Consider the following 15862-nt stretch of genomic DNA (forward strand, 5'->3'; position numbering starts at 1 on the left):
CGGCCCCGATCGGATCCTCAAGACGATCGAGTTCGACCGCCTTGAAGGTGCCGTTGCTGATGACGAGTGCCAGTTCTGCCCCGGTCGGGTTTTCGAGAATGGGCAACTGAGTGGCCTTGACCATGCTATTACTCCTGCGCGTCGGTCGGCCAGTGCGCATCGGCGCTGGCGTCAAAGGTCGCGAGCGCGGCCAGCGACCAAGTGGAAATCATCGCCTCAAGCGCATTGGAGGCGGCGCGGATCGCGTCGATGCGGCGACGGCGATCGAGCGCGGCCTGCAGTTCGGTCGCATCGGTGCCAGCGGACAAAAGGTGGGTGGCGATCGCCGCCGCGTCATTCGCCTGGCGCTCCAGGCTGGCGATGGCGAGGATCCTGCGCCGCGCCTGGGCTTTGATGGCCGCGATGGTTCGCTCCACCACCTGTGCCTTGGTTGGCGTGCGCATCGCCGTCAGCGCGGGCTTGCCGTTGGCCCCGGTGACGATCTGGCGGCCCGTGGCCTGCCCCTCAAGCAAAGCGGCATGGCGGGTCGCCGTGATGCGCTGCGCGTCCTCGGGCATATCGGCACCGTGGATTTCGGCATGATAGAAGCCGCCAGTCGACGGGCTCCAGAAAAGGGGGGAGATGCTAGTCATTTGCCCATCACGATCAAATCAAAGCCATCGAGTCGCCGGTCCCTGTCAGCGCCGGACTGAAGCTGGATCACGCACCCGTAGAGATCGGGCACGCCCACGCGCTGGGGCCAGAGATCGCGCAGGGTGGAGGCGGTGTCGGTATGGCCCATTGCCACGATCGGGAGAGCGATATTGCGAAAGGCGATCGGGAAGGTGACGTAGACCGACGCCTCGGTCGTGAAGATCTGCCGAAGCTGCACCCATTGGATCATGAATCCGCCGGGCAGGCTGGTATAGCCGTTGGGCGTAAGGCTCTGCGGCAAATTTGCCAGGCCGTAGGGGGTGGCAGCGAGGTCGTTTCGAACGCCCGAAAACAGGTCGGACGGACTGGCGGGATCGACAGTCAAAGTCAGGTCGTTGGCCAGGCCTCCGCCCCCCCTGACCAGGCCCGAAGTGCCGATGGTGCGCCCGCCCGACACTTTGTCGTTGATCAGTACGAGTAACGGCCCAAGGCCCGATGGTGTCACCACCAGATCGCCGCGAATACCGGCCGCACACTGTTCCTGCGTCGCCGCCGGCAAAGATATGGTGCGGTCGCCCGTCAAGGGACCGCCGCCTTGCAACAGGCCGCCCGCAACGGAAATCGTCCGCCCGATCGGCACTGCGCCCACATCATCGGGGCCAAGCACGACCGTGCCGACCTTGTTATTGACGCTCGACACCGGGGCAGGCGTCGAGATCTCCAACCAGTTGGCAAGCACCGTCGCCGGGGTCTGCTGCAGCACGTAGACCCGGCCATTGTCGGACCGCACCGCGAAATCGCCGGGCGTTGCCGCCAGCGCCAGCATTTGCGCCTGGTTGGCGACCGCGAACACGTCGATCAGGTCGACAGGAGGGCGCTGCGAGAGCAGCAGCTTGCCATCGGGGCCAAGCGTGGCGATGCCGCCCGCCACGCCGAGGCGGGACGCGGCGACATAATTGTCCAGCACCGCCTTCATGGTGGCAGGCGTGATCAGCTTGTCGGCGACCGCGCCCGCCAGCGCCTCGGCAATGGTGGCGAGATAGGCGACGCCCTTTACCGACTCCGATGCGGGCGGGTTGACGAAATTGGCGTCCCCGAACTGGATCAGATCGGCCTGCCCGGCGAGCACCTTCAGATCGAGCGCGATGTAGAAGACCGAGGCGCTGATCTTTTCGAGGATAGCGCTGGCCTGGCCATAGACCGCGAACAAGGTTCCATCGGCAAGGTACACGCCGATCGCGCGACAGGTATAGGCGTCGGTCGAGCTGTCGCGCATCGTCAAATGCACCGTGGTCGCGTCGATGGCAGTGCCCGATACGGCTGCGATGCGCTTGATTTCGCCGGGCAGGGCGGTGAGCGTCGGCGCCACCAGCACGGTCGCGGCGGTTACGCCGACGGCTGCAATACGCACGGCGCGCGTGCCGCCTGTCACCGGATCAACCATCGCGGCACGGCCCGCATCGGTCAGCGTGCATTTCAAGGCAGTCATGCGGGGCTCCCGTCGAGCGGTTCGAACGTATCGTCGGTGATCGGCTCGCCATTCTCGTCCTGGATGAGATATGCCCAGGGCGTGGTGTCGCTCGCGTTGACGCTGTTGGTGACGATGCGGGCGTAGGACATCGCCTGCGCGGCCATGATCGGCGCGGCGATACCGACCAGTTCGAGCGTCTGGACCAAATCGAAATGTGCGCGCACCGGCTTGGCGCGGGCGACCTCGGCAACGATCGCTTGCGCGACTGCAGCACTTGTCCGCTTGCCGCCCGCCACGCCGGCGCGATCGACCAGCGGCAAGCGTACTTCGAAGGTGTAGGGCGCGCGCTTCGGCGTCGCCTCGAACCATTCGACCAGTTGCAGCAGATCGTCGAAGCGTTGCAGCACTTGTTCGACCGCCCAGCGTGTACCCTTGTGACGCTGATCCTCGATCGCGCGTGCGGTCGCCGCCCGCTTTTCGTCTTCGCTCCAGTCGGGATCCCAACGGTCGATCGAGACCCCCCAGGCAAGCCAGGGCAACAGGTCGGTCGGGCAAGTTGCGGGATCCCACAGGGCCACAATGTCGAAGGCGATCGCATCCGGGCGCGCGATGGCGGATGAAAGCGCGCGCTCCAGCGGGGTTGCGTTCGGGGGCAGTAAATCAGGCGTCACGGCCAGCGACCGTAACCGAGAGGCCTACGCAATGTGCCGACTGAGTCTGGTCGACGACGACGTCCGCCGCCGGTGCGTGGAGGGCGACGTTCTGGACGCCTTCGACAAACAGCGCGGCGATGATCGCGGCGCGGACCGCATCGATCCCGAGCCCGCCGCTGAGCGCGAGCCAGTCACCCAGGCGCTTTTGCGCCGCCGCCAGCACCACGGTCTCGTCAGGCCCAGAGTAGAGCGTGAGCGCGGCGTCGATCATGTAAGGGACCACCGTCGCCGAAGCGACTGCCACCTGATCGGTCAGCGGGCGGACCTTGTTGCCGCTGATCGCGGCCAGTCGATCCGAAACGGCCGCGATCTGATCGGGAGAGGCGACGCCATTGCCGGTGCGCGACAGGACCGAAACGAGCACCTGGCCGGGAGCCGGGCTGATCGCGCTGGCGTCGCGGATCGTGGCATCGGCTGCGAGCGCGTGGAAAATATAGGCCCCTTCAGGCCCGGCAACGCTGAAGCTTTCCGGCGCAAGCACGACGCGACGGCGCAAATCATCGTCGCCCTCCATGACAGCCGCCGCGCCGGTATCCGGGTCGGCCGGTGCAAGTTCGAGCCGGGCAACGCCCATGATGGCGGCGAGGTGATCGAGGTTGGTTTGGGTCGCATAAGCGATCATCACCTGCCGGATACGATCGTTGAATTTTTGGCGGTTCAACAGCTCGCGATAGGCAGCGACTTGCAGGATCTTGACCGCAGGATCGGATTCGACGGTCGCATCGAAGCTCGGCAGCAGCTTGGTCAGGCTGGCGAGGATTTCGCCATAGATCGCCTCATAGGACAGTTGCTCGACCACCGTGGGTGGCGGCAAGCGCGACAGATCAACGCTGCTCGAAATGCTGGAGGTGACGGCCATGTCCGCCATGTCGTCGCGACTGGTGCCGGAACGCTACGTCGCGCTTTTGTAGATTGGGTTCCTACAAAAGACCGCATCCGCTCAGGCCGATGCGACAAAGTCGACCAACAGATCGAGCGCCTTGGTTCGCTCGGCATCGGTCAAACCGAGCAGGGTGCGCTTGGCATAGCGCACCGGTTTTGCCTTGGCGGCAGGCTTGTCGCGCAGGCCATCCTGGTGGACGCGCGCAATCTCGGCCGCGCGACCGGTGAAGCCGATCCATGCTTCCTGATCGGTCGCATCGGCGCGCAGGTTCCGGGCGGCACGCAGTTTCCTAAACATCGCGGTTTGGCGGATGCGGCCCTTGCGGCGGAATTTTCCTGCGCCCTTATTCTGTTCCTCGGGCGTGATCGGCAGCCAGCGATCAACCTTGTCCCAAAAGAAGCTGCGAATGCCGCCCGCCTCGATGTCGAAGCCGGTCAACAGCCCGCCCTCATGCACCCAGCTTTTCATGAACACCAAGCGCGGTTCGGGCGCGCCGCGCGGATACAGGAATTTGACGGCGTAGGTGCCGGGGGCAGGCGGCTTCTTTTCCTTGCGCGCGAGGTAGCGCGCGCCGTCCGGTTCCTGCTGGCGCGCGATGCGGGCCGATTGGCTCTTCTGGATCTCGCGCGCCATCCGGCGCAACAGTTTGCGCCGTTCGCCGCTGCCGAGCTTGCGCAGCAGCGCGCCGGCGAGCTGCTCGATCTCGTGGAAATCGTCGTTCATTCGGGAATCGCGAGGATGCTGGGCGGGTTCATCTCCTCGCGCAGCAGCACTTGCCACAGATTGACGCCGCAGACGCCGGGAAAGGCATCGTCGCGCGAGGGTTCGTCGAGGTGCGTTGGCAGATAGCCGCCACCCGCGCGACGCTCCACGCGCACCGCTTCGGTCAATTCCAGATCGATCGAGACGTCGGCCGCGTCGGTGTCGAGGATCTCGCATTCAAAGGAAAACGGCTTGCGCGGGTCGCGTTCGATCAAATCCGGCTGTTGCTCGGCCACCCAAGCGAGGATCGGCACCATCAAGGCATCGATATCGCCCGCATAATCCTGCACCACGACATTGAGCGTGTAGCCATATTCGAACGACAAGGATCCGGCGCGCGCGCTGATCGAGCCCTTGTCGATGTACATCGACAGATTGGAGGGATCGGCCGCAAGGCCGGGCACCACCTTCAGCAGCAACCGGCGCAGGCCCTCGGGCTTTTTCATTCGGGCTTGCCTGAGCAATGTTTGGGGGCGTTCCAGTCGATCAGGCGTTCAAGCTGGCTCCGCAGCCCGGCATAGGCCTTGGCGAGGCGAATGATGGCAGCCCGCGTCGGGCGCGCCATTACGGCGTCGGCTTGGGGGAAACCCTCGGTCGATTCCGGGCAGCGGAGCAGTTCGGCAGGAGGCGTGTCCTTCACGACCACCGCGACGGGCTTGGGGACTTCGGCACGGATTTCACCGGCGTGCCGGGCGCAGCCCGCCAACGTCATTGACAGCATCAAACCAGCTGCCGCCCACGCGATTGCTGTCGTCGATTTCGGCATCGGCTTTCTCCAAGCGTTCGGTTGAATCGCGCGCGGCCTTGGCATCGCGTGCAGCGCGCGCCGCGTCGTCGGCGGACTTTTCGTCATGTTGCGACATGGCGTCGGCGAGCGTCTGTGCCGTGGCAGCATCGGTCTCGCGTTCGAACTTCGCCAGGTTGAGGACGCGTTCGCCGCAGAGCTTGCCTGCTGGATACGCTATCGCCACCAACTTTCCTTTCTTGTCCTTCGCCTCGACCGTGCTGGCGGGGAAGGGGGTTCCCGATGCCGCGCACGTCACCTCGGCGAAATGTGCCAACCGATCACGATCTGCGTGGATCTGGCCGAGCTGGGCGTAGAGCCAGGCACCAAGGGATGCGACGGCGAGCAGCACCAGCCATTCGGTATTGGGTGCGACCAGCCGCCACAGGCCAGCGGCAGCGGATTTGACGATGTTCATTTGGCTACCCTCCCGGTCTTCATCATCGCCTCGAGGCGAAGCGCCCGCGCACCGACCTGACGGTGCCATTTGGACTGTGCCATCGCCGCGGCTGCAGCTTCGTATCGACCAGTACGCACCAGCTCGAGCGTATTGCGGAAGCCGGTCAGGCCGCTCACGCCGTCGCCGATCCCCATGTTGAAGCACATGTTCAGCAACACGCGCTGGCGCACCGGATCGAGCGTCCGCCACCAAGGCAAGCGGCGATCAAGATCCGCTTCGCTGCGGGCAATATCGTTGGCGAACAGCGCATCGGACTGTGCCTGGGTAATGCCATTTTTGATGATGCTGGCGACGGTGATCCCCAATGCGCGGGTCTCTTCTTGCGAAATGCCGACATCGTCGAGATTGCGTCCTTTGCCGACCGAAAGCTTACCCTCGGTGCAGCGGTAGACGCGGAGCCGATCGCCTTCGTCGCGCGCGATCTCGCGGCAGAGATCTGCAAAGCCATAGGTCATGCATCATCCTTTCGGCGCGGGAGCCAGGAGAGGACGCGATCGACCGCATTCGCCGGGAGGGCGGCGAGCGCATCGCTGCAGCTGGCGATGAATTTGGGGGTGGCCTTGAAGGCGATCATGCCGGTGGTGAAGGTGATCGCCTGCAACACGAACGGGTTGATGGTTCCCCACGGCCACACAGCGGACACGAAGCCGCCAGCGAAATAGGAGACCACCGTGCCGACCGCGAGCTGGGTGAAGCGTTCGCGCCAGCTCAGGCCCTTTTCATAGGACAGGCTGACCGCCGCGCCGAGCGCGGCCGGGGTGAGCCCCGCCAGCAGGGCGATGGCGTTTTCGAGCAAGCCGTGCAGATATTTGTCCATCGTCAATCCCACAGCTGGATAAGGGGCAGGGTGCGCGGCGCTGGCGCGGTGCTTTCCGGTATGGTGATGGCTGTGCCGAGCGGCAGGATCGCGCCGAGTTCGGCAAGGCCGGGGTTCGTTGCCAGCAGGCCGGCGAGATCCTCCCCGCCGAAGCCACGTTCGCGCCAGACCAGCGCATCGAGCGTGTCGCCCTGTTGCGCGTAGAGCGTGTCTGACCTGGTGTTGGCCATCAGATCAGCTCGACAAAGGTGCGGGTCTTGCCGCGCATGTCGCGCACGGCATGGATTGCGTCGCGGCGCAGTTCATCGACCGATTGATCGAGGTCGCTCACCTGGCGCTGGCCAGCGCCGGTGAGATCGGTATCGCGGTAGCGCTCGACCAGATCGGCCTTGGCCTGCGCGCCGATCGCGCGGCGATAGAGCACGACCAGGCGGCTCTCCCCGCCGATCTGTGGTGCGGGCACCGCGTCGAGGGTCGTCGCCCCGGCCAATTCGAGCGGCGCGCGCCAGCTTTCGAGGCCATTGCCGATCTCGATCATCGCGCCGAGGATCGCCTCGCGCAGGCGCTCGGGCGTGACGCTATCACGGAGGCGCATTTGCTTGCGAAACAGCACCGGGTCGACGTCGGGAAACCAGCCGTCATTGGTGATGACGGGCTCGGGCGTGGTGTCGAGCGCGGGGATGACCGACGGGGTGCAGACGAAGCCGCTCATAGCAGCAGTCCCGGAAGCGTGGCGGCACCCCAGCCAAAGCCAGCAACGCCGAAGGCGAGGATCGCCAGTGCCTGGCGCAGCGCGACCAGGGCGGCGCTGTGATCGACCGGCAGGAAGGCCAGCATCACCGCCCCGGTAAGGGACAGCAGCGCGCCGAGGCCGATCGCGCAGATGACCAGGAGCGCAAACAGGAATGTCGCCAGGCTTTCGAACATCGTCATCGATCCTTGGCCAACGGGCCTACGGGGGTGAGGATCGAGTCGCTGACGGCCCTCGGCCCGAAGGCCCTCCCGTCGCGCATGATCCGCCCCCGAGCGCCGGGGGCGAGCTGATCAGCCGGTCGTTCCGGCGGTTTCGGTCTTGGGCGGTACAAGCAGCTTTTCGAGCCGCTTGATCTTGTCCTTCGCGCCGGCGCGATCGTGGAGCTGCTGTGCGCGGCGAAGGTGGACGAGCGCCTGCTCGGCCAAATCCACCATCTTCGACCGGTCGGGGCCGTTTTCCGCAAAGGCTTCGGCGTGATCGGCCAGCTCGAAGCCGATCGCCTTCTGCAGCTTCGCGCGAATTTCGTCGTGCATGTCGTGGTCGGCGGTCAGTTCCTCGACCCGGTAGAGGATCTCCACGTCGAACGATTCGTTTGCCATCTGCGCTTTCAGGGCCGCGGCTGCGATGTCCTCCGCGATCAGCGCCGGGGCCGAGCGCGCATAGCGCGCTGGCAGCGCGACGTTATGGCGCAGTACATAGTCGGCGAGCAGGAGCGCCGCTTCGAAATCGCCAACATCGATCAACCAGATCATGATCGTCGGCAGCACTTCATCCTGCACGCCTTCGCCGGTTGCTTCGGATGCGGCGAGCAGGCCTTCGATCCATGGGCGATAGTGCGGCAGCATCTCGCGCTTCGCCTCGATCTTACGCTCGATCGACTGGATTTCCTTCAGGCGGCGCAGATCGTGCGTGAGGCGCATACTGATCTGCGCGTGGGCGGTGTCGGCAGCCGTCGGCGCGAGATCGGCGACGGGACCGGCAAGCCCGCCCTCCATAGCAGAGTGAACCGCCGATTTTGCGGCCAGGGTTCGATCCCGGTGCTGTCTGGCGAGGCTCATTGCGGTACTCGTTTATGGAGGGCGAACAGGGGGAGGGGCGTGGAGGCGGGGCCGATCAGGCCGGCTTCTTGCCCATGACGATGTTCTCGACGAACGCGACCTGGCCGTAATCCTCGACCACATAGGCCTCGTTCACGCTCTCATAATTCTCGATCTGATCGAGCGCGGGTTCGTCGCGCAGCTGGCGGCGCGTAGTGCCCGCCTGCGTATAGATGGCGAGATTGGCGAGCGTGGTGATGAGCATGGCGTTGGCCGGGAAGAACGGCACGCGCACGGCGGGCATTCCGCCAACCTGCTTGGTCGACAGGATGACGTCGCGCGCGAGCATCTCGGTCGCCTTGTCGCCAGCGGCATTGACGATCGAGAAATACTTGTCGTGCAGCAGATCGCGACCGACGATGACGACCAGGTCGGTATCGTCGCGGTGCCATTCGTCGATCATCTCGACCGCGTCGAAGGCGAGCGCATCGAGATTGACGTAATCGACCGTGGTGCCGACGGTGCCAGTGTCGTCGACATAGATTGCCTTGGTGGCGTCCGTAGTCAGGGCACCGTCACTCAGCACGCGCTCGGCTGCGAAGGTGCGGATCTTGTACAGCCAGCCCTTGTTGACGTCCTGCAACAGCGGGTTGGCGACGCGATCGGTCTGTGCGGCGACCGAGGTGCCGTTGAAGCCGATCATGATGCGGTCGCGCCCCTTTTGCTTCAGGATCGCGTCGCGAATGAGCGTCTGGAATTCGGGGCGGTGCGCCCAGGCGTCGAGCTTGGCATATTTGATCGCGGTGTCGCTGTTGGTCTGTTCGCAGCGATAGCGGCCAAGGTCCGACGTGTCGGTCGGGTCGGTCGGGGTGCGACGGTTTCCGCCTGCGGTGTTGGTGCGGCTGGCGATCGGGCGCGTGACGCCGATGCCGACCTTGTCGCCTTCCTGCTGGGTGACGGTGACGTTGCCGATCTTGGACAGGAAATCGCTCGACGCCATGATACGTTCGATCAGCTTCTGTTCGACCACCGGGGCGACACTGAACTGGGTGGTGGCGTCGGGAATGCCGCTCAGCAGCGCGATCTGGCTGACATAGGCGTTGTACAAAAGGCGGGTTTCGTTGCGCATCGGGGGCTCCTGGGCGAGATCGGTCGGGGGGAAGGGGTGAGCGGGATCAGCAGTCGGTGACGGCCGTGCCCGCGCCGCCCGAGGCTGGCTTGCGATGGAAGCCGGGGTGTTCGGTCTTTTCGAGCTGGTCCTTCAGCGCGGCGAAGGCCGCGTCCGATTTGGCCTGCGCATCGGTGACCGGCTTGAGCGCGGCGGCGAGCGACTGCGACATGGTGGTCTGCAGGGCAGACGCGAAGGCCGCGAAGTCATTATCGTTCGCTGGCTTTGGCTTGGGTTCTTCCTTGGGCTTTTCGGGATCGGCAGGTTTGAACCGTGCGGTCAGCGCGGAGAAGAAGCCTGCGATCGCGCTCTCGACCTTGGTGGGATCGGAGGCGGGGGCATCCTCGAATTCGAGAGCAACCGGGTCGGGCGATGCCGCGAACACCGTGCCGGGCGCGGTGCGCGAGAATTGCAGGCGCTGGGTGCCGATCGACGCGGGCGTGTCGGTGAAGGCGAGCCCGATCAGCCCGATTTTGTCGGTCCCGGCGTAGCTGGGGGTCAGCTCGACCGAGGGGAAGGGCTTCTGATCCTTGCTGACCAAGGTGACCAACTGGTCGTTGGCATCGACCTGGCAATAAAGGGCCTTGCGCTTTTCGACCTTGCCGTCGATCGTGAAGTCATCGACCTGCGCCTTGACAGCGACGACGTCGCCATAGCCGTTGAAGGGCGGTTCGGGGCTGAAACCCGACAGATGTTCGATATTGATGCGCGGCGAATAGGTGTCGATGTTGAAGGTCGACACGACCTGGTCGATCATCTCGTCGGTGATCACGCGCCCGTCGCTGATCGTGTTGCCCGCAACGAAAGCGCGGAAGAACTTGCTTTTGGTGCCCATAGCGGTCGGTCCCTCGGATCAGTGACGGTGCCGCCCAATCCTGTTCGGGGTGGCGGCTAGAGCCCGCAAAAGGCACCGAAGCGCGCCAAGTTCTCAAGCAAGGGCTTTTGTAGATTGGGTTTCTACAAAAGCCGGGCCTGCGAAGGGGGCGGGGTGCGTGGCTAGGTTCGCGCAGCATGAACACGCTTCCGCCCGATACCGGTATGCCACTGCCTGCATCAACGATGCCGATCGCGGTCGATGCGCGTCGGCAGGCGCGCAGCCTGTATTGGCGCGGTTGGGGCGTGACGCAGATCGCCGGGGAGCTGGGGCTCAACCGGAACACCATCCAGGCGTGGAAGGACCGCGAGAAGTGGGACGAGGCCCCTTCGCTGTCCAAGATCGAGGATGCGCTGGAATGCCGCCTCAATACGCTGATCGCCAAGGACAACAAGACCGGGGGCGATTTCAAGGAAATCGACCTGTTGATGCGCCAGGTGGTGGCGGGCGCGCGGATCCGGCGTTTCGAAGCGCCGGGCGGACACGAGGGCGATCTGAACGACAAGGTCGCCAATCGCAACAGCGGTGACCGGAAAAAGCCGGTCAAGAACCACTTCACGATCGAGCAGGTCGAGCAGCTCGAGGAAATCTTCCGCGACGAGCTGTTCGGCTATCAGGAGGATTGGTGGGGGGCGAAGGACGAACGCACCCGCATGATCCTGAAGTCGCGCCAGATCGGCGCGACCTGGTATTTCGCGCGTGAGGCGCTGCTCGACGCGTTGCGCGGGGGCGGCAATCAGATTTTCCTGTCGGCCTCCAAGGCGCAGGCGCACATTTTTCGCGGCTACATCATCCAGTTTGCGGCGCGCGTCGGGGTCAAGCTGCAGGGCGACCCGATCGTTCTCACCGCCGATACGATTCCCGAGGGCGAGCCTGCGGCCGAGCTGATCTTCCTCGGCACCAATGCGCGCACGGCGCAGGGCTATCACGGCAATTTCTACTTTGACGAATTCTTCTGGACCTATGGGTTCGAGGAATTGAACAAGGTCGCCAGCGCGATGGCGATGCACAAGCGCTGGCGCCGCACCTATTTCTCGACGCCGTCGAGCGTGGCGCATCAGGCGCATCCCTATTGGACGGGCGAGCGGCGCAATCGGCGCGTCAAGAAAGCCGACCGGATCGAGATCGATGTCTCTCATGCCGCGCTCAAGTGCGGGCGACGGTGCGAAGACAATGTCTGGCGGCAAATCGTCACGATCGAGGATGCGGCGGAACGCGGTTGCGACCTGTTCGACGTGGATGAGCTGCGCATCGAATATGCGCCCGACGAATTCGCCAATTTGCTCATGTGCCAGTTCGTCGATGACAGCCTGTCGGCGTTCAAGTTCAACGAGCTGCAGCGCTGTTCGGTCGACACGATGATCGAATGGGAGGATTTCAACCCGATCGCCAAGCGACCGGTCGGCCAGCGCGAAGTGTGGGCGGGCTATGATCCGCAGGAAAGCGAGGACGGCGACAATGCCGCGCTGGTGATCGCGCTGCCGCCAGGGGGCCCAAGCGGCAAGTTCCGCTTGCTGGAGCGGCACCAGTTCCGCGGGCTCGATTTCGAGGCGCAGGCGAACATGATCGTCGCGATCCTTAGCCGTTACAATTGCACCTATCTCGGCATCGACGCCAATGGCGTCGGCGCGGCGGTCTATCAGCTGCTGCGCGACAAGATGCGCGGCGTGGTGAAGATCGAATATTCGGTCGAGGCCAAGGTCACCATGGTGATGAAGGCGCAGCACACGATTTCGCGCCAGCGCGTCGAATGGGATGCGGGGTGGATCGACCTGCAATCGTCGTTCCTGTCGATCAAGAAAACGCTCACCGGCAGCGGCCGCGCGATCACCTTCAAGGCGAGCCGTACCGAGGATGTCGGCCATGCCGATCTCGCCTGGGCGGCGATGCACATTTTCATCAACGAACCCCTAGACGGCAGAGCGCGGCCGAAGACGCGCATGGAGATCTTCGAATGAACGAGCTGCCCCAGTTCGGCGCTGCCGGGCGCGCTGCCGATCACCCGCGCGGCGACCAGACCCTGGCCTTCAGTTTTGGCGATCCCGAGCCGGTGCTCAACCGCCGCGAGATTATGGATCTGATCGAGTGCGTGCATAACGGGCGCTGGTATGAGCCGCCCATCTCGCTCGACGGCCTGGCGCGCGCCTTTCGCGTCTCGCCGCACCACAGCTCGGCGATCATCCTCAAGCGCAATTTGCTGGCGGCGTCGTTCGACCCGACGCCGCTGTTAAGCCGCAAGGCGTTCAGCGCGGCCGCGCAGGATCATTTGGTGTTCGGCAATGCCTATCTCGAAGCGCGCAAGAATGTGCTGGGCGGGACGATCCGGCTCGACCATGCGCTGGCGAAATATACGCGCCGGGGCTTGGAGGACGGTCAGTTTTTCTACGTGCCCGGCTTTCGGCAAGAGACCGAGTTCCGGCCGGGCAGCGTGGTGCAGGTGATGCAGGCCGACATCAACCAGGAGATTTACGGCGTGCCCGAATATCTCAGTGCGCTGCAGTCGGCGTTGCTCAACGAGGCAGCGACGCTCTTCCGGCGTCGCTATTACCTCAACGGCAGCCATGCCGGCTATATCCTCTACGCGACCGGCGATATTGACGAGAACGACACCGAGGCGTTGCGCGACGCGCTCAAGAAGTCGAAGGGGCCGGGCAATTTCAAGAACCTGTTCGTCCACGCGCCCGGCGGCAAGGAAGGCAGCCTCAAGATCCTGCCGATCGCCGAGGTAGGCGCGAAGGACGAGTTCCTTGGCATCAAGAACGCGACGCGCGACGACGTGTTGGCAGCGCACCGGACGCCGCCCTCGGTGCTCGGCATCGTGCCGGCGCAAGGATCGCAGCTCGGCAAGATCAGCGAGGCGGTCGACATGTTCTTCGAGCTGGAGATCGCGCCGCTGCAGGAGGCATGGCTGGCGGTGAACGACGACCTGGGCGTGGAGGCGATTCGCTTCAAGCCGCGCGTGCGCGCGGCCGCTGCATAGAATTCCGCCCGGTCGCAAAGGCCGGGCGGGGGAGACCGGACTGCCATCCGGCCAACCGACGAGGATCCATCTCGCCACGACTGATCGGCCATCGGCCGTCCCGCACCCGGCGCGCCGGGCGGGATCCTAAGAGAGCGAGAAATCCAACATGTACACCATGATCGACGTCCAACCCGTGTCCCCGGCCAGCGGCTATATCGGGGGCAAGCGCAACCTCGCGCGCCGCCTGGTGCCGCTGATCGACGGGACCGACCATGATGCCTATGCCGAGCCGTTCGTCGGCATGGGCGGGATCTTCCTGCGGCGCAGGCGTCGGCCACGCGCCGAATATATCAACGACGTGTCGGGGGACATCGCGACCTTCTTCCGCGTGCTGCAGGAGCATTATCCGTATCTGCTCGACATGCTGCGGTTCCGCGTCACCAGCCGGGCCGAGTTCGATCGGCTGAAGGCGATGCCGGGCGAGCGGTTGACCGATCTGCAGCGCGCGGTGCGGTTCCTTTATCTCCAGCGCCTGGCGTTCGGGGGGAAGGTGAATGGCCGCCATTTCGGCGTGGATGCAACACAGGGCGCTCGCTTCAACGTTCACAAGCTGGAGCCGCTGCTCGCCGAGATCCACGATCGGCTTGCCGGTGTCGTGATCGAGCAGCTGGGCTATGCCGAATTCATCCGGCGATATGACACCGCCGGCACGCTCTTCTATCTCGATCCGCCTTATTGGGGGTGTGAGATGGACTATGGCCAGGACGTCTTTGGCCGCGCGGATTTCGAGCGCCTGGCGGCGCAGTTGGCGACGATAAAGGGGCGCTTCCTGCTGTCGATCAACGACACGCCGGGGGTGCGGACGGTGTTCGGGGCGTTCGCCATGCGCGAGTTCGACACGACCTATACAGTTGGATCGGGCGCTTCGACCAAGGCGGCAGAGCTGCTGATCTCAAATTATCGAATCGGCTAGGCCCGAAACCAACCGATGACGGTCGTGACCAATGTCGCGACCGTCATCACCATCGCCGCGCAAAGGAGCGCGCCGACCAGGATCTGCTCAAGCAGACGGGCAATCGCGCGAATCGATCCTCGGCGCTGCATGGCTAGTCTTCCGCTTCGACCATCGGAACACCCGAGCCGCCCTCGAAATTGGCAAACCGAAAAGGGGGAGGGGGTGGGGCCTGCGACAAGATGTCCAGGTCCTTCAACCGGTCGGCGAGCAGCCCTGCTGCGATGTACCGGCCCTTCGATCGCTCGGCCTCGATCGATGACACGAACATCTTCCGCAGCGTCGGCGTCCATGTGCGCATGCCATCGAACAGCAGGTGGATCAGTTCGTCTCGGTCAACCTGGCGCATGCTACTCGCTCCTCGTTAGAGGCATGAACATAAGAGGAACATTTCCTCTCGCGCAAGATCATTTCTCCCCCGACCAGCGCTCCAGACGAACACCCCTCATCAACGAGGCGCTAGGAGCCCCGTACAGCGTGTAGCCTCGCGGGATATGAACCGGCTTGCTGCAGGCGCGTCGCTCCCCTCCTGTGCCTTCAGCGCCCGACCTCCGACCCTGCGGCGACACGAGGAGGACACGTCGACCGGGCGGCGCTGCCGCCCCGAAACGAGCGCTTTTCCCCCCACCTCGCCCGCCCACTTTTCGGATGCCTTTTGTTGCAGTCGAAATCGGTTTTCCCCCGAGGGGGAGCCACGCCTGCGGAAAGTCGCCATTTCGCACCTCGATCGGTGTTGCAGATCGATGCAGCTGGGAGGCCTTTTTGGCCTTATACGGACGCTGGCTGCCGAGAACGCCCAGACTTCGCGAAAATACCAACGCGCCTCCTAGGGAGGGGGTCCGCCATGCGGGAAAACCCTAATCTCGCTAATCTCTATCCGAAATCGAATATAACGTTTTGAAAGCGCGTCTATTTTCGATTGTCGTTCAACGCCAACTTTCAGCAACATTTCCAAGGGAATGAACCAATCCCATTGAAATATCACTGTTTTTTCATCTGATCATGTTGGGTCTAAGAGCTATAATCAGGTTATAGAAATATTGGGGTAAATGTTGGCGCAAAAATGGCGGAAAAGCTGGCATGTTGGGGAGATTGGGGTTTTCCCGCGAGCTACTATTTCCTCTGGCCGCTGCACTTACATACGGGAATGCTACAGCACGAATGAGCCTCTCGGTCGTTGGTCTCGACTTCGCGAACACGGACAGATCGAAGAGCAATCGCAGGTTTGAGATGGCGTTGTGCGCGCTCGTAGAACAGGTCGATCTCGTCCCTGAACCCCGCCATCTCGCAGATCCTAATGTCGCCGCGGTGCTCAGCATCGCAGAATCCAGCTCGGTTACCTGATGGAGAGAGGGCCCCATGGATCGGCTGTAGGATCGGCGCCGACGAGTCTTATGTTGCAGTCTTCCAGGCCGCGACTTCGCATACTGCGATCATCAGGCTCAGGTTCGGCGGGGCGGGGCGGGGCGCGCACGCTACTGCGGCCGGGCCCCTACACCGACCGAACATGACGATTTTGATGCCGACCCAGA

Annotated in this window: 21 protein-coding genes; 3 read left to right on the forward strand and 18 right to left on the reverse strand. The window is 63.9% G+C overall.

What is annotated here, in order from left to right:
- Positions 1–128 precede the first annotated feature (128 nt).
- The 16 genes from WC704_RS14735 to WC704_RS14810 form a co-directional block, all read right to left on the reverse strand.
- Positions 129–632 (reverse strand): hypothetical protein, encoded by a 504-nt coding sequence (locus tag WC704_RS14735; protein ID WP_372891162.1) that lies wholly within the window; start codon positions 630–632, stop codon positions 129–131.
- Positions 629–2122 (reverse strand): hypothetical protein, encoded by a 1494-nt coding sequence (locus tag WC704_RS14740; protein WP_372891164.1) that lies wholly within the window; start codon positions 2120–2122, stop codon positions 629–631. The genes WC704_RS14735 and WC704_RS14740 overlap by 4 nt, the downstream gene beginning before the upstream one ends.
- Positions 2119–2775, reverse strand: a complete 657-nt coding sequence (locus tag WC704_RS14745; RefSeq protein ID WP_372891166.1) for a phage tail protein I — start codon at positions 2773–2775, stop codon at positions 2119–2121. The genes WC704_RS14740 and WC704_RS14745 overlap by 4 nt, the downstream gene beginning before the upstream one ends.
- Positions 2765–3685 (reverse strand): baseplate J/gp47 family protein, encoded by a 921-nt coding sequence (locus WC704_RS14750; protein ID WP_372891168.1) that lies wholly within the window; start codon positions 3683–3685, stop codon positions 2765–2767. The genes WC704_RS14745 and WC704_RS14750 overlap by 11 nt, the downstream gene beginning before the upstream one ends.
- 72 nt (positions 3686–3757) lie before the next feature.
- On the reverse strand, positions 3758–4423 hold the full coding sequence (locus WC704_RS14755; protein WP_372891170.1) for a phage virion morphogenesis protein: 666 nt from the start codon (positions 4421–4423) through the stop codon (positions 3758–3760).
- Complete coding sequence (locus tag WC704_RS14760) at positions 4420–4908, reverse strand: phage tail protein (protein ID WP_372891172.1); 489 nt, start codon at positions 4906–4908, stop codon at positions 4420–4422. The genes WC704_RS14755 and WC704_RS14760 overlap by 4 nt, the downstream gene beginning before the upstream one ends.
- Entirely contained in the window at positions 4905–5174 is a 270-nt protein-coding gene (locus WC704_RS14765; RefSeq protein WP_372891174.1) for a hypothetical protein, read from the reverse strand. The genes WC704_RS14760 and WC704_RS14765 overlap by 4 nt, the downstream gene beginning before the upstream one ends.
- Complete coding sequence (locus WC704_RS14770) at positions 5140–5664, reverse strand: hypothetical protein (RefSeq protein ID WP_372891176.1); 525 nt, start codon at positions 5662–5664, stop codon at positions 5140–5142. The genes WC704_RS14765 and WC704_RS14770 overlap by 35 nt, the downstream gene beginning before the upstream one ends.
- Positions 5661–6161: a glycoside hydrolase family protein gene (locus tag WC704_RS14775; RefSeq protein ID WP_372891178.1), complete on the reverse strand. Its 501-nt coding sequence runs from the start codon at positions 6159–6161 to the stop codon at positions 5661–5663. The genes WC704_RS14770 and WC704_RS14775 overlap by 4 nt, the downstream gene beginning before the upstream one ends.
- A complete protein-coding gene (locus WC704_RS14780; protein ID WP_372891180.1) occupies positions 6158–6523 on the reverse strand; it encodes a hypothetical protein in 366 nt (121 codons plus the stop codon). Before WC704_RS14780 ends, WC704_RS14775 begins: the two co-directional genes overlap by 4 nt.
- A 2-nt stretch (positions 6524–6525) precedes the next feature.
- Positions 6526–6753 carry a tail protein X gene (locus tag WC704_RS14785; RefSeq protein ID WP_372891182.1) on the reverse strand — a complete coding sequence of 76 codons (228 nt, stop codon included), beginning with the start codon at positions 6751–6753 and terminating at the stop codon, positions 6526–6528.
- Entirely contained in the window at positions 6753–7235 is a 483-nt protein-coding gene (locus WC704_RS14790; protein ID WP_372891184.1) for a head completion/stabilization protein, read from the reverse strand. Before WC704_RS14790 ends, WC704_RS14785 begins: the two co-directional genes overlap by 1 nt.
- A complete protein-coding gene (locus WC704_RS14795; RefSeq protein ID WP_372891186.1) occupies positions 7232–7456 on the reverse strand; it encodes a hypothetical protein in 225 nt (74 codons plus the stop codon). The genes WC704_RS14790 and WC704_RS14795 overlap by 4 nt, the downstream gene beginning before the upstream one ends.
- Before the next feature lie 111 nt (positions 7457–7567).
- Positions 7568–8335, reverse strand: coding sequence for a phage terminase small subunit (gene gpM / locus WC704_RS14800; RefSeq protein WP_372891188.1), 768 nt, complete (start codon positions 8333–8335; stop codon positions 7568–7570).
- A gap of 55 nt (positions 8336–8390) precedes the next feature.
- A complete protein-coding gene (locus WC704_RS14805) occupies positions 8391–9443 on the reverse strand; it encodes a phage major capsid protein, P2 family (protein ID WP_372891190.1) in 1053 nt (350 codons plus the stop codon).
- Between the two features lie 46 nt (positions 9444–9489).
- Positions 9490–10317, reverse strand: a complete 828-nt coding sequence (locus tag WC704_RS14810) for a GPO family capsid scaffolding protein (RefSeq protein ID WP_372891192.1) — start codon at positions 10315–10317, stop codon at positions 9490–9492.
- A gap of 209 nt (positions 10318–10526) precedes the next feature.
- Between WC704_RS14810 and WC704_RS14815 the strand changes: the two genes are divergently transcribed.
- From WC704_RS14815 to WC704_RS14825, 3 genes are all read left to right on the forward strand, one after another.
- Positions 10527–12314 (forward strand): terminase large subunit domain-containing protein, encoded by a 1788-nt coding sequence (locus WC704_RS14815; RefSeq protein WP_372891298.1) that lies wholly within the window; start codon positions 10527–10529, stop codon positions 12312–12314.
- Entirely contained in the window at positions 12311–13336 is a 1026-nt protein-coding gene (locus WC704_RS14820) for a phage portal protein (RefSeq protein ID WP_372891194.1), read from the forward strand. The genes WC704_RS14815 and WC704_RS14820 overlap by 4 nt, the downstream gene beginning before the upstream one ends.
- Before the next feature lie 148 nt (positions 13337–13484).
- Entirely contained in the window at positions 13485–14291 is an 807-nt protein-coding gene (locus WC704_RS14825; protein ID WP_372891196.1) for a DNA adenine methylase, read from the forward strand.
- On the opposite strand, the gene WC704_RS14830 is transcribed toward WC704_RS14825, so the two are convergent.
- Positions 14288–14422 carry a hypothetical protein gene (locus tag WC704_RS14830; protein WP_372891198.1) on the reverse strand — a complete coding sequence of 45 codons (135 nt, stop codon included), beginning with the start codon at positions 14420–14422 and terminating at the stop codon, positions 14288–14290. The genes WC704_RS14825 and WC704_RS14830 overlap by 4 nt on opposite strands.
- Before the next feature lie 2 nt (positions 14423–14424).
- Positions 14425–14679 carry a hypothetical protein gene (locus tag WC704_RS14835; protein ID WP_372891200.1) on the reverse strand — a complete coding sequence of 85 codons (255 nt, stop codon included), beginning with the start codon at positions 14677–14679 and terminating at the stop codon, positions 14425–14427.
- Positions 14680–15862 lie beyond the last annotated feature (1183 nt).

Source organism: Sphingomonas sp., assembly GCF_041661885.1.
Lineage (GTDB): Bacteria > Pseudomonadota > Alphaproteobacteria > Sphingomonadales > Sphingomonadaceae > Sphingomonas.

Coding starts and splice junctions, on each gene's coding strand:
- WC704_RS14755 (WP_372891170.1), bottom strand. CDS start 4,423: ATGAACGACGATTTCCACGAGATCGAGCAGCTCGCCGGCGCGCTGCTG.
- WC704_RS14750 (WP_372891168.1), bottom strand. CDS start 3,685: ATGGCGGACATGGCCGTCACCTCCAGCATTTCGAGCAGCGTTGATCTG.
- WC704_RS14810 (WP_372891192.1), bottom strand. CDS start 10,317: ATGGGCACCAAAAGCAAGTTCTTCCGCGCTTTCGTTGCGGGCAACACG.
- WC704_RS14735 (WP_372891162.1), bottom strand. CDS start 632: ATGACTAGCATCTCCCCCCTTTTCTGGAGCCCGTCGACTGGCGGCTTC.
- WC704_RS14835 (WP_372891200.1), bottom strand. CDS start 14,679: ATGCGCCAGGTTGACCGAGACGAACTGATCCACCTGCTGTTCGATGGC.
- WC704_RS14785 (WP_372891182.1), bottom strand. CDS start 6,753: ATGGCCAACACCAGGTCAGACACGCTCTACGCGCAACAGGGCGACACG.
- WC704_RS14805 (WP_372891190.1), bottom strand. CDS start 9,443: ATGCGCAACGAAACCCGCCTTTTGTACAACGCCTATGTCAGCCAGATC.
- WC704_RS14770 (WP_372891176.1), bottom strand. CDS start 5,664: ATGAACATCGTCAAATCCGCTGCCGCTGGCCTGTGGCGGCTGGTCGCA.
- WC704_RS14825 (WP_372891196.1), top strand. CDS start 13,485: ATGTACACCATGATCGACGTCCAACCCGTGTCCCCGGCCAGCGGCTAT.
- WC704_RS14740 (WP_372891164.1), bottom strand. CDS start 2,122: ATGACTGCCTTGAAATGCACGCTGACCGATGCGGGCCGTGCCGCGATG.
- WC704_RS14775 (WP_372891178.1), bottom strand. CDS start 6,161: ATGACCTATGGCTTTGCAGATCTCTGCCGCGAGATCGCGCGCGACGAA.
- WC704_RS14760 (WP_372891172.1), bottom strand. CDS start 4,908: ATGAAAAAGCCCGAGGGCCTGCGCCGGTTGCTGCTGAAGGTGGTGCCC.
- WC704_RS14795 (WP_372891186.1), bottom strand. CDS start 7,456: ATGACGATGTTCGAAAGCCTGGCGACATTCCTGTTTGCGCTCCTGGTC.
- WC704_RS14780 (WP_372891180.1), bottom strand. CDS start 6,523: ATGGACAAATATCTGCACGGCTTGCTCGAAAACGCCATCGCCCTGCTG.
- WC704_RS14820 (WP_372891194.1), top strand. CDS start 12,311: ATGAACGAGCTGCCCCAGTTCGGCGCTGCCGGGCGCGCTGCCGATCAC.
- gpM (WP_372891188.1), bottom strand. CDS start 8,335: ATGAGCCTCGCCAGACAGCACCGGGATCGAACCCTGGCCGCAAAATCG.
- WC704_RS14790 (WP_372891184.1), bottom strand. CDS start 7,235: ATGAGCGGCTTCGTCTGCACCCCGTCGGTCATCCCCGCGCTCGACACC.
- WC704_RS14830 (WP_372891198.1), bottom strand. CDS start 14,422: ATGCAGCGCCGAGGATCGATTCGCGCGATTGCCCGTCTGCTTGAGCAG.
- WC704_RS14765 (WP_372891174.1), bottom strand. CDS start 5,174: ATGACGTTGGCGGGCTGCGCCCGGCACGCCGGTGAAATCCGTGCCGAA.